Annotated in this window: 10 protein-coding genes; 4 read left to right on the top strand and 6 right to left on the bottom strand. The window is 60.8% G+C overall.

Features of this window, described 5'->3' with window-relative positions; all coding sequences use genetic code 11:
- Positions 1–61: 61 nt before the first annotated feature.
- The 6 genes from CFE47_RS26610 to CFE47_RS26585 form a co-directional block, all read right to left on the bottom strand.
- Complete coding sequence (locus tag CFE47_RS26610) at positions 62–1,945, bottom strand: acetyl/propionyl/methylcrotonyl-CoA carboxylase subunit alpha (RefSeq protein WP_286841617.1); 1,884 nt, start codon at positions 1,943–1,945, stop codon at positions 62–64.
- 126 nt (positions 1,946–2,071) lie between these two features.
- Positions 2,072–2,833 (bottom strand): enoyl-CoA hydratase/isomerase family protein, encoded by a 762-nt coding sequence (locus CFE47_RS26605; RefSeq protein ID WP_286841615.1) that lies wholly within the window; start codon positions 2,831–2,833, stop codon positions 2,072–2,074.
- Positions 2,830–3,987: a citronellyl-CoA dehydrogenase gene (atuD, locus tag CFE47_RS26600; protein WP_286841613.1), complete on the bottom strand. Its 1,158-nt coding sequence runs from the start codon at positions 3,985–3,987 to the stop codon at positions 2,830–2,832. The genes CFE47_RS26605 and atuD overlap by 4 nt, the downstream gene beginning before the upstream one ends.
- Before the next feature lie 16 nt (positions 3,988–4,003).
- A complete protein-coding gene (locus CFE47_RS26595; protein ID WP_286841611.1) occupies positions 4,004–5,620 on the bottom strand; it encodes an acyl-CoA carboxylase subunit beta in 1,617 nt (538 codons plus the stop codon).
- A gap of 3 nt (positions 5,621–5,623) precedes the next feature.
- Positions 5,624–6,496, bottom strand: coding sequence for an SDR family oxidoreductase (locus tag CFE47_RS26590; RefSeq protein WP_286841609.1), 873 nt, complete (start codon positions 6,494–6,496; stop codon positions 5,624–5,626).
- Positions 6,497–6,510: 14 nt separating this feature from the next.
- Entirely contained in the window at positions 6,511–8,289 is a 1,779-nt protein-coding gene (locus CFE47_RS26585; protein ID WP_286841607.1) for an acyclic terpene utilization AtuA family protein, read from the bottom strand.
- Between the two features lie 159 nt (positions 8,290–8,448).
- Between CFE47_RS26585 and CFE47_RS26580 the strand changes: the two genes are divergently transcribed.
- The 4 genes from CFE47_RS26580 to CFE47_RS26565 all read left to right on the top strand — a co-directional run bounded on the left by CFE47_RS26580 (position 8,449) and on the right by CFE47_RS26565 (position 12,489).
- Positions 8,449–9,072, top strand: a complete 624-nt coding sequence (locus CFE47_RS26580; RefSeq protein WP_185703720.1) for a TetR/AcrR family transcriptional regulator — start codon at positions 8,449–8,451, stop codon at positions 9,070–9,072.
- A 93-nt stretch (positions 9,073–9,165) separates the two neighbouring features.
- Positions 9,166–9,954, top strand: coding sequence for a substrate-binding periplasmic protein (locus tag CFE47_RS26575; RefSeq protein WP_286841605.1), 789 nt, complete (start codon positions 9,166–9,168; stop codon positions 9,952–9,954).
- A 124-nt stretch (positions 9,955–10,078) separates the two neighbouring features.
- Positions 10,079–11,290: a hypothetical protein gene (locus tag CFE47_RS26570; protein ID WP_286841603.1), complete on the top strand. Its 1,212-nt coding sequence runs from the start codon at positions 10,079–10,081 to the stop codon at positions 11,288–11,290.
- A gap of 185 nt (positions 11,291–11,475) precedes the next feature.
- Positions 11,476–12,489: a GNAT family N-acetyltransferase gene (locus CFE47_RS26565; RefSeq protein WP_286841602.1), complete on the top strand. Its 1,014-nt coding sequence runs from the start codon at positions 11,476–11,478 to the stop codon at positions 12,487–12,489.
- Positions 12,490–12,525: the final 36 nt, after the last annotated feature.

Below are 12,525 nucleotides of genomic sequence, written 5' to 3'. Positions count from 1 at the left end.
GTACTCGTCCTTTCCTGATGGGGATAGAGCGTAGCCCGGCCGTGTAGTTCCGCCTAGGGCGTTATTCGATCTCCAGCAGAACCTGGCGATTGCGCACCTGATCGCCCGTCGTCACCTGCACGCCCTTGATCACCCCGTCGATGCCGGCGGTCAGCGGATGCTCCATTTTCATCGCCTCCAGTACCAGCAGCAGTTGGCCTTTGCTCACGCGGTCACCGGCGTTGACCCGCACATCGACGATGGCACCGTCCATCGGTGCCTTGACCGTACCGCTGCGGGCGTCGGCCTGGCGGTTGGCGACTTGCTGGGTGCGATTGATCACGGTCAGGCCGGGTAGCCACAACTGGTTACCGTGGAGGTGGTAGGCGATACGACGGCGGATGCCATTGAGCACCACGACCGCGTAGCGACCGTCGAGGGTAATTGGCAGCGGGTCAACGCTGACGGTGTGGAGGTTGTCGTTGGCCTCAAGGCGGTAGGTTACGGGAACACTGGCGTTGTTGCGCCACCCCGCCAGGGCTTGGGGGTGGTGGTCGGCGCTGTGCTGATAAAACAGCGCGGCGGCCAGGGCCAGTTGCTCTTCTGACGCCTCCGGGTGCGAGACTTCGTTGAAGTGCTCGGCGATAAACCCAGTGCTGAAATCGCCAGCGATAAAGTCTGGATGCTTGAGCAGGTTGGCCAGGAGGCGCTGGTTAGTGGCAACGCCCAGCAGCAACGTGTCCTCCACGGCCCGCAGCAGTTTGCGCCGCGCCTCTTCGCGGGTAGCGCCGTGGGCGATGACCTTGCCCAGCATCGGATCGTAGAACGGGCTGATGCGCTGGCCTTCGACAACCCCGTGATCGGTGCGCACACCGGCTGCCGGTTGCCAGCGCAACACGTCGCCGGTTTGCGGCAGAAAGCCCTGGGCCGGGTCTTCGGCGTACAGGCGTACTTCCATGGCGTGGCCGGTCAGGGTCACCTCTTGTTGGGTCAGCGGCAGCGACTGGCCGGCGGCGATCTGCAACTGCCAGTCCACCAGGTCGAGGCCGGTGATCAGTTCGGTGACTGGGTGCTCGACTTGCAGGCGCGTGTTCATTTCCAGGAAGTAGAACTGGCCGTTGCGGTCGAGCAGGAACTCCACGGTGCCGGCGCCGACGTAGTTCACCGCACGCGCGGCCTTGATCGCCGCCTCGCCCATGGCGTGGCGTAGCGCGGGAGTCATCACCGGGCAGGGCGCTTCCTCGATGACTTTTTGATGGCGACGTTGGACCGAGCAATCCCGTTCGCCGAGATAGATGAGGTGGCCGTGGCTGTCGCCGAACAGCTGTATTTCGACGTGACGCGGGTCGATCAGCGCCTGTTCGAGGATCAGTTCGTCACTGCCGAAGGCGTTTCTGGCTTCGGAGCGCGCGGTGTGCAGGTTGTCCAGCAGCGCATCGCTCGTGTGCACCAGGCGCATGCCCCGGCCACCGCCGCCAGCACTGGCCTTGATCATCAGTGGGTAGCCGATGCGTTCGGCCTCGCGTTGCAGCGTGGTGTCGTCCTGGGCGCTGCCTTGGTAGCCGGCGATGCACGGCACGCCCGCGTCGAGCATGGCGAGCTTGGAGAGGCGCTTGCTGCCCATCAGTTCGATGGCTTCAACGCTGGGGCCTATGAAGGTCAGGCCTGCCGCCAAACAGGCGCGGGCGAAGTCGGGGTTTTCGGAGAGGAAACCGTAGCCGGGGTGGATGGCGTCAGCGCCGGTGAGCGTTGCTGCATTGATGATTGCCGTTAGGTTGAGGTACGACTGCTGCACCGGGGCGGGCCCGATATGGACGGCTTCGTCGGCCATTTGCACGTGCAGGGCCTGGGCGTCGGCGTCACTGTAGACGGCCACCGTGCGGTAGCCCAAGGCCTGGGCGGTGCGCTGGACGCGGCAGGCGATTTCACCGCGGTTGGCGATCAGGATTTTGCTGAATGCGGGCATTGGGTTATCCCTGGGCTGATGGGGTGTTATTTCGGGCCTCATCGCAGGCAAGCCAGCTCCCACATTCGACCGCATTCTCCTGTTGGAACTCGGTTAAATGTGGGAGCTGGCTTGCCTGCGAAGGCGTCATTTGCACCACCTTGGCTTACGCTTCTGCACAAATGCCTGCGTCCCCTCAATCCCTTCCTCCCCCCTCACGGCCTCGGCAAACCACTGCGCCCCCCGATCCAGCACGTCTTCAAGCGGCTCCTCCACACTCGCCAGCAACAGCGCTTTAGTCCGCCCATTCGCGCCCGGCGCGCAGCGCAACACGTGCCCCAACACCTCATCCAATCGCTCGGCCAGCGCCTGCGCATCACGCTCGGTAAAGTGCACGACGCCCAACCGCTCAGCCTCTAACCCATCAAACCGCGCGGCCGTCAGCGCGAGCCTGCGGGCCTGGGTCAGCCCGATGCGCTTGACCACAAATGGCGCAATTTGCGCCGGCAACAAGCCCAGGCCTGTCTCGGGTAAACCGAACTGAGCCTGGTGGTCGGCAATCGCGATATCACTGACGCACGCCAAACCAAATCCACCGCCCAGCACCGCGCCTTGCAGCACCACGATGACCACCTGCGGCACCGCTTCGACCTCTTGCAGCAAGGTGCCGAACGCGCGGTTCAGCGCCTGCAGTTGGTTACCCGCAGTGACCAGGTCCTTCACGTCCGCTCCGGCGCAGAAGTGCCCACCGGCGCCGCTGATCACCACGGCCCGCGTTTGGCTGTCCAACCGCGCCAATACGGCGCGTAGTTCGTTGACCATTTCCAGGCTCATGGCATTGCGGCATTCGGGGCGGTTGAGGGTGATGTGCAGCACGCCGTTATGCGGTTCCAGCAGCAGGGTGTTCATGGCTTTTTCCCAGGCAGAGTGCCCATCAGTTTGCAGATGATGCCCAGCATGATTTCGTCGGCGCCGCCGCCAATCGACACCAGCCGCACATCGCGATAGGCCCGCGCCACTGGGTTGTCCCACATAAAGCCCATGCCGCCCCAATATTGCAGGCAACTGTCGCTGACTTCGCGGCCCAGGCGACCGGCCTTGAGCTTGGCCATCGACGCCAGGCGGGTCACGTCCTGGCCCTTGATGTATTGCTCGGTGGCCTGGTAGACCAGCGCGCGCAGGCATTCGATTTCGGTGGACAGTTCGGCCAGGCGAAAGTGGATCACCTGGTTGTCGATCAGCGCCTTGCCGAAGGTCTGGCGCTCCTTGCAGTACGCGATGGTGCTGTCGACGCAGTGCTCCAGGCCCTTGATCATATTGGCCGCGCCAAACAGGCGTTCTTCCTGGAACTGCAGCATCTGCATCATGAAGCCCGCGCCTTCGTGGCCGATGCGGTTGCGCTGGGGGATGCGCACGTTGTCGAAAAACACCTGGGCGGTCTCGGAGCTGTGCATGCCGAGTTTTTCCAGGGGTGGGCTGACGCTGATGCCGGGGGTGTTCATCGGCACCATGATCAGCGACTTGTTGATATGTGGCTTGTCGTCGGACGTGTTGGCCAGCAGGCAAATGAAGTCGGCACTGGGGGAGTTGGTGATCCACATTTTGCTGCCGTTGATCACGTAGTCGTCGCCGTCCTTGCGCGCATGCGTCTTGAGCCCCGCCACGTCCGAGCCTGCGCCCGTTTCCGAGACGCCGATGCAACCGACCTGCTCGCCGCTGATGGCCGGGCGCAGGAACTCGTCGCGCAGTTCATCGCTGCCAAAGCGGGCGAGGGCGGGGGTGCACATGTCGGTCTGCACACCGATGGACATGGGGATGCCGCCACAGTGGATGGTGCCGAACTCTTCGGCGGCGACGATGGAGTAGCTGTAGTCCAGGCCCATGCCGCCGAATTTCTCCGGCTTGGAGATGCCCAGCAGGCCGAGGTCGCCGGCCTTGCGGAAAATGGCGTGGATGGGAAAGCGCCCGGCTTTTTCCCATTCGTCCACATGGGGGTTGATCTCGCGGTCGACAAAGGCGCGGACGGTGCGGCGCAGTTCCTGGTGTTCCTGGGTAAAGATCATTGTTCTTATTCTCCGGTTAGAAACGCGCCACACCAAAGCTGTTGGGTTGCAGCTGCCGCACCTCGGCCTCGTGGCAGATATCCAGCACAAACCCCAGCAACGTGCGGGTATCCCGTGGATCAATCAACCCGTCGTCCCACAGGTTGGCACTGCCGTACAGGGCGGTGGACTGGCTGTCGAGCTTCTGTACAGTGACCTGCTCCAGCATGTCCAGCACCTTCGGGTCAGGCACCAGACCGTCCTTCAATTGCTTGGCCTCGGTGACAATGCGCAGCACTTTGCCCGCCTGTGCGCCGCCCATTACCGCCGTGCGGCTGTTGGGCCAGGCGAAGATAAAACGCGGGTCCAGGCCACGGCCGCACATCGCATAATTGCCCGCGCCGTAGGAGCCGCCCACCACAACCGTCAGTTTAGGCACCCGTGCATTGGCCACCGCCTGGATCATCTTCGCGCCGTGCTTGATCACCCCTTGTTGCTCGGACTCGGTGCCGACCATGAAGCCGGTGGTGTTGTGCAAAAACAGCAGCGGCGTGCGGCTCTGGTCGCACAGCTGGATAAATTGCGCGGCCTTGCTGGCGCCCTTGGGCGTGATGGGGCCGTTGTTGCCGATCACGCCGACGGCGCGGCCCTGGATGTGCAGGTGGCCGCAGACGGTGTGGGCGTCGAACGCGGCCTTGAAGTCGAGGAAGTTGGACGCGTCGGCCAGGCGCGCGAGGATTTCGCGCACGTCATAGGGCTTTTTCGGATCGTCGGGGATCAGGCCCAGCAGGTCCTCTATGGGGTACAACGGCTCTGCGTAAGCTTTTTTGGGCTCCACCTGCAGCCGATTATTCCAAGGCAACGCGCTGACAATCTCGCGTGCGATGCGCACGCCATCGGCATCGTTTTCCGCCAGGTATTCGGCGGTTCCGGCGGTTTGCGCATGCATCTCGGCGCCGCCCAGTTCTTCATCGCTGGCCACTTCGCCGGTGGCGGCTTTCAACAACGGCGGCCCGGCGAGAAACAGCTTGGCCTTGCCGCGCACCACCACCACGTAGTCCGACAACCCTGGTTGATACGCGCCGCCCGCCGTGGCCGAGCCGTGCACCACGGTGATCTGCGGCAAGCCCATGGCCGACATGCGCGCCTGGTTGGCAAAGCTGCGCGCGCCTTCGACAAAAATATCAGCGGCGTAATTGAGGTTGGCGCCGCCGCTTTCGGCCAGGGTCACTACCGGTAATTTGTTCTCCATGGCGATCTGTTGCAGACGCAGGGATTTTTTCAGGCCGGAGGGGGAAATGGTGCCGCCCTTGATCGCACTGTTGTTGGCCACCACCAGCATGCGCACACCGCTGACGTAACCGATTCCGGCAATCAGCCCACCGCCGGCGGCGCTGCCGTCTTTGTCATCGTGGAGTTTGTAGCCTGCCAGGCCGGCGAGTTCCAGAAACGGTGCGCCGGGGTCCAGCAGCAGGTTGAGGCGCTCGCGCGGCAGCAGTTGGCCACGCTTGTCGAACTTGGGCTTGGCCTCCTGCGCCTTGCTGAGCAGGTTGTGCTCCAACTGACGCAGGTGCTGGATGCCTACCAGCATGGCGTCGCGGTTGTGTGCGAACTGGGCGCTGTGAGCGTCGATCAGGGATTCAATCACCGGCATGGCTTAGTTCTCCCCCTTGAGCACATCCGGCACATACGCACGGTGAAAGCCGTTGAACGACTCGCTCGGCGGTTGCGCCTTGTGCAGCGGCCAGGCGCGGCTGCCCAGGCTGGCGGCGCCGTCGATGCGCAGGGTGCTGCCGCTGATAAAGGCTGCGGCGGGGCTGAGCAAGAAGACGATGGCAGCGCTGACTTCCGATTCGGTGCCGATGCGTTTGAGCGGCACATGTTCACGCAAGGTCGGAATCACCGCCTTGAAGGCGCCTTCGTAGGTGTCCATGCCGCTGGAGGCAATCCAGCCCGGTGCCACGGCATTGACGCGCACCCCGGCGTAACCCCACTCAAATGCGGCGGTCTTGGTGAAGTTGTCCATGCCCGAACGCGCAGCGCCCGAGTGGCCCATGCCGGGCATGCCGCCCCACATGTCGGCGAGCATATTGACGATGGCGCCGCCGTGTTTGCTCATGGATTGGTTGAACACTTCCCGCGCCATCAGGAAACCGCCCACCAGGTTGGTGCGCAGAACGGTTTCGAAGCCTTTTTGGTTGATCGCGGCCAATGGCGACGGGTATTGGCCGCCAGCGTTGTTGACCAGGCCGTGTATCGGCCCATGGTCCTTGAGGATCTGGCTGACCAGAGCCTTCACTGCCTCTTCATCGCGAATGTCGCAGGCTTGCCAATAGGCGCTGCCTCCGTCCTCGGCGATCTCTGCCGCGACCTGTTGCAGCTTTTCCGGCTTGCGTCCTACCAAAATCACCCGTGCACCCAAAGCCGCCAGTTCATGCGCGGTGCAGCGGCCAATGCCACTGCCGCCGCCGGTGATAATCACGGTTGTCCCTTGGAACAGGTCGGCTTTGAAGATCGAGTCGAAGGGCACGGCAACGCTCCTTTTTATTGGAATAAGTCTGCGATGTGTTGCGGCACGGCAATGGGGATTTCCAGCAGTTGCTGGGCGAACGCCTTGCCTTGCGGGTCGATGCGCAGGCTGGCGATACCGCCGCCGCCCAAGGCGTTTTCCAGCAGGAAATTGAGGCTGTGGCTGCCGGGCAAATACCAGCGCTCGACGCGACCGTGGAGCGGGTCGAGAACGTGGCCCATCCAGTCGACGATCACGGCCGGGGTCAACGCTTCGGCGATCCACGGCAGGTACTCGGGGGCCCGGGCGATCACGCCGATATTGCTGTGGTTGCCTTTGTCACCGGAGCGCGCCACGGCGAGTTTGACCAGGGGCACGCTGGCGTCGGCAAGGCCTTGGGGCTTGGGCGGGTCAAATGATGCAGCGGGCGTGACCGGCGCCTGGGTGGTGGGCAAGTCGCACAGGTGGCGCTGGCCCTGGAACTCGATCACGGGTGTGCACAACGACTTATCGACCAGGAATGAAAACAAGCGGATCAACGGGTACACCGTCGGCCGTCCACCGACGATGCCGGTGAGCCCCGGTGCCATGCCTGTCGCCGCCTGGGCGATCTCCCGGGCAAACAACACCAAGGCCTGTTTGCTCGGGTGACGCACCGCCAGTTTCACCACCACTTCACGGCAGTCGTGACGCCTGGCGTGGGCGCCGTAAGTGGCTTCGCTGCCGAGCAGTTCGATATTCACATCGGTGTAAGGCGCCCAGCCGCGTTGGCTGAACAGCTCGGCGGTCTTGCTGATGATCGCCTGGCTGACTCGTTCGGCCTTGGCCACCGCGTCGATGCCGGCGATCAGGCAACTGGCGGTGCAGCGAAAGCCATCCGGGTACGTAGCACTCACCTTGTACTGATCGGTGGGTGGCAGGCCCTTGGCCCCGTGCAGGCGCACACTGTGTTTGCCCTGTTGCTGCACTTTGACTTGGCTGAAATCGCAGATCACGTCCGGCAGCAGGTAGGCACGAGGGTCGCCGATTTCATACAGCAACTGCTCGGCCACGCTGAGTTCACTGATCAGCCCGCCGCTGCCCTCGACCTTGTTCACGGTGAACTGCCCGTCGGCGCTGACTTCGACGATGGGAAAACCGATGTGCTCGTAGTCCGGCACATCGCGCCAATCGGTGAAGTTACCGCCGGTGCATTGGGCGCCGCATTCGATGATATGCCCCGCCAGTGCGGCGTGGGCAAGGCGGTCGTAGTCGTGCCACGACCAGTTGAACGCGTGCACCAGCGCGGCGCTGACCACCGCGCTATCCACCACGCGGCCAGTGATGACGATATCGGCCCCCAGCCCAAGCGCTTGGACGATACCGGGTGCGCCCAGGTAGGCGTTGGCGGACACACACATCGGCGGCAGCGGTGTGCCGTTGAACATGTCGGTGATGCCGTGGAATTTTTTCAGCTGGGGTTGCAGGTCATCGCCCAGCAGCACGGCGATTTTCAGCGGGATCGCAGCCTTGTCGCAGGCCGCTTGCAGGGCCGCGGCACAGGCTTGTGGGTTAATGCCACCGGCGTTGCTGATTACGCGGATGCCCTGGCGCTGGATATCCGCCAGCAGGGGTGTAAGCACTTCGACGAAATCCGTTGCGTAGCCGGCCTGGGGATCTTTCATCCGCGCACCAGCCAGGATCGACATCGTGACTTCCGCCAGGTAGTCGAACACCAAGTAATCCAACGCGCCGCCGTGTACCAATTGGGCGGCGGCGGTGCAGGTGTCACCCCAGAAGGCGCTGGCGCAGCCGATACGAACCGTCTTGCTCATGAGAAATCCTTCTCCAAGTGGCTGCTGCCGAGACTACCAAGCAAGCGCTTGGTTTGTAAACTCTCGACACAAAGTTTAAGCCAAGCGCTTGCTTGGGTAGCGGCCACGGCCTAAATTGCCGGCCAAGACGTCCGTAGAAGTAAAGGTGAGGAGAGCAACATGGATGAGCACAAAGCCCTGCGGGTGATGCGCACCATGGTCGACGGCGGCCAATTGACCGACCCCGACAGTGCCCGGGGCAAGTTGTTGCAAACCGCGGCCCACCTGTTTCGTAACAAGGGCTACGAGCGCACCACGGTGCGTGACCTGGCCAGCGCCGTGGGCATCCAGTCCGGCAGCATCTTTCATCACTTCAAGAGCAAGGACGAGATCCTACGGGCAGTGATGGAAGAAACCATCCACTACAACACCGCGATGATGCGTGCCTCCCTTGAAGAAGCGACGAACGTGCGTGAACGCGTGCTGGCGCTGATCCGCTGCGAATTGCAGTCGATCATGGGCGGCAGCGGCGAGGCCATGGCGGTGTTGGTGTATGAGTGGCGCTCGCTGTCGGCCGAAGGCCAGGCACAGGTGCTGGCGCTGCGCGATGTCTACGAAGCTATCTGGTTGCAGGTGCTGGGGGAGGCCAAGGCGGCCGGCTATATCAAGGGCGATGTGTTTATCACGCGGCGCTTTCTCACGGGGGCCTTGTCCTGGACCACCACGTGGTTCCGTGCCGAGGGCAGCCTCACGCTTGAGCAACTGGCCGAAGAAGCCCTGTTGATGGTTCTGAAGGCGGATTGAGGCGCAAGCTATTAATTTGACGTTGGAAAGTTGTCTCTCCAGAGGAAAACGCCTAGCTTATTGCCATCAGTGTATTGAACGGTGTGTGCCTTGATGTTTTCGCCCTGGCGGCTGGCTGCAGGACTTGCTTTATGGACACTGGGCACCGTGGGCTGGATGCCGGCTTCGGCTGCGCAGTTGGTGAGGATCGGCGCGGCACATTTCCCACCCTACACGGTGCGCCCGGAGCAGGGCGCAGACACCGGACTGCTGCCGCAACTGGTTGAGGCGCTCAATGCCTCGCAAAGCGATTACCAATTTGTGCTGGTACCCACCTCGATCCCCCGGCGTTTCCGGGACTTTGAGCAGGGCCGCGTCGACATGGCGATCTTCGAGAACCCTGACTGGGGCTGGCAGAAAATTGCTCACACCAGTGTCGATATGGGCCTGGAAGACGCAGAAATCTTCGTCGCCCAGCGTGAGGCCGGTCGCGGCCAGGACTATTTCGCCGACCTCACCGGCAAACGCCTGGCGGTGTTCAGCGGTTATCACTACGCCTTTGCCAACTTCAACCCCGACCCCAAGTACATGGCCGAGCACTTCAACGCCACGTTGACCTATTCCCATGACAGCAACCTGTTGATGGTGGCGCGCGGGCGTGCGGACATTGCCTTGGTCACCCGCTCATACCTCAGTGATTTCATGGTGCGCAACGCGGAGATGGCCGCGCAGTTCCTGGTGTCGGAACGCATCGATCAGGTCTATCACCACTATGCGTTGCTGCGACCCAAGGCGCCGATTACCGGCGAAGCGTTTGCCGGGTTGCTCAAGCGCCTGCGGGACAACGGCGAGTTGCTGAAAATCTTCGAACCCTACCGCATCGATGTGATGCCCACGCCCTGAACGACCGTCTATCGGACGGAAGAAAAACCTGTCAACTTCGACAGTAGCCAACGCCATGTGGGGCGGTCAGCCTAGTTCTTGATCTAAGAGCTTGTTTACTGTCCCCTTCCGTTGGAGGTTGACCATGAATACGTCTAAAGGTTTGTCCAGTAACAGCATCTGCAGCTTTATCGCTGAACCCCCGGCGCCCACCGTACGGCAGGCAATGAATGGGAACTTGCTTTATCCTATTTTATCAACTGCAAAACCCTGGATATACGAACTTGAGGTTAAATATCCAGAGATTGATAACGACCATCTAATTGACGTGAAGATAGTGGGGGAAGGACTTGATGATATTCTGCTAGAGCCTAAGCCCGGAGATAAAGCCAACGGATTTGTTGTGTTCGAACTCACGGAAGCGATGATTGCTCTGTTTATTGATGGTGAAGCCTATATTACTTATTGGGTGACCAGTGGCTCTGTCTCGGTACAATCCATAACACTCGTGCTCACAGTGCAACGCATAAAAGACTCTGATCAACCGATACCGGCTATGCCTCAAGCCAAAGGCAAGGTTTTGGACCTTAGAGAGATTCGCGAACTGATCCGTTGCACGTTAGGCGCTATACCCTTCGCGTCTACAAATATGCGTGTTTGGTTCGATCTGCAAGGCTTGGATGGAAGTTCTACGCCAATAACCCACCACTTACTCCAGGGGGAAAAGCTGGATGGAAATCAAGTAACAAAGGGGCTAGATTTGACAGTTGATCGCGATTTTTTACACTTGTTCCAGGACTATGCGGGGCTCACATTAGTGATTTATGTGAGTTACAAGGGCCTCAATGATAAAAATCTGGCCACTGAGTTGAGTCGCGATACTTATCAAATTCGCCAGATACTGCAGGCTCGCTTTGAAGAACAGGATTTTGAGACGGAGCCGTTAAGTCTGATTTCGGCGGGGGGGAGTATCACGGTTAACCATATGAAGATTGATTTGTTGAGTGGGTCCAATGGGGTGGCGGGTATCGATACTTTTGCGTACGCTCTTCCGGGAATGCGCGTAGGAAATTCAATCGCGGTGTGCAAAAACATTCACTCCAATATTGATCAGCAGCAACTTCTGATTACATTCGATGAGTCGTTGACCCGTTTGAAATTTGCGATAACCTGGGTGCACTTTTATTTGCGCGCTGAACTCTTTGATGATCAAGGGAATCTGATTGATGATCTGACGTTGACTCAGTGGTCAAATGTGTGGGCTGACTTCAGTTCGGCGGCGGGGATAAAAACCATGAAGTTATATTGCCGTGACTATAGCTTCTTGGACTTCTTTCATATGTGGATTAAACCCTGACAGTAGAGTGTGATATTCAGCATCTGGCCATTCCCGCATAACGTCAGTAGATGCGGGAATGGCCAGATGCTGAAACTCTTCGAACCCTAACGCACCAATGTCATGCCCACGCCCTGACGGGCTAAATTTCTACCCCTGGCTCACGTCACTTCTCTATCTGTCGACGATTATCGTGAGCCCCTCCCATGTCCAATCTGAAAGACCTGTCGACCCTGCCGCTGCCGGCCGGGCCCGCCTTGAATGCCGATGAAACCGACGCCCACCTGAGCCTGACCCTGGAAGGCCAGCCGCTGGTGCGTTTACGCCTTGAGCGGGGCGACGTGTTGCACGTGCATTTGCAGGACGCCAACCACGTCGCCCCGGCGCGCGCCTTATGGGCGGCCAGTTACTGGTTGTTCGTCAAGGAGCCTGCTCGCCAGCACCTGGTTTGGCACCTTGAACATGCGGCTGAAGACGCCTTGCGCAGTGGCCTGCTGGTTGCCACCGAGGTGGTCGGGCAATTTCATTGCGAGCGCACGCTGTTCTGGCAACTGCCCCAGCCGTGGCTCGGGCAATCGGTGACTGGCAGCTACCCGCAACAGATGGTCATCAGCAATGGCAAGCGCCACCCCGCTCGCGCACCCAAGCCGCGTGGTGAGGTGTACCGGCGTTTTGACGCACGCCTGGGCGCTTGGATTTCCCTGCGCACCGTTGAAATTGATGTGGACCTGGCGCGCTTCAACCGCTGGCAGAACAGCGAGCGCGTGGCGAGTTTCTGGCAGGAAAGCGGCAGCCTGGAACAGCACCGCGAATACCTGGACAAGTTGGAAGCCGATCCGCACACCCTCACGCTGATCGGATGCTTCGATGACGAACCCTTCGCTTATTTCGAAGCCTACTGGGCCAAGGAAGACCGCATCGCACCGTTCTACGCTGCTGGCGACTATGACCGTGGCATTCACATGCTGGTGGGGGAAGAACATCACCGTGGCCCGCACAAAGTCGCGAGTTGGCTATCTGCGTTGGTGCACTACCTGTTTCTGGATGACCCACGCACCCAGCGCGTGGTGGCGGAGCCGCGTGCTGACAACGCGAAGATGATCGGCCACATGCAGAACCAGTGCTTCCACTGCGATAAGGAGTTCGATTTCCCCCATAAGCGTGCGGCGCTGATGATCCTGGGGCGCGAGCGGTTTTTTGATCGGTGTGGATTGGTCTAAAGCTCGGACGCTCTTTGTAGTGAGCGGGCTTGTCGG

It is taken from the genome of Pseudomonas sp. PGPPP1 (genome assembly GCF_002255865.1).
GTDB lineage: Bacteria > Pseudomonadota > Gammaproteobacteria > Pseudomonadales > Pseudomonadaceae > Aquipseudomonas > Aquipseudomonas cremoris.
This window is presented reverse-complemented; position numbering and strand designations above follow the sequence as displayed.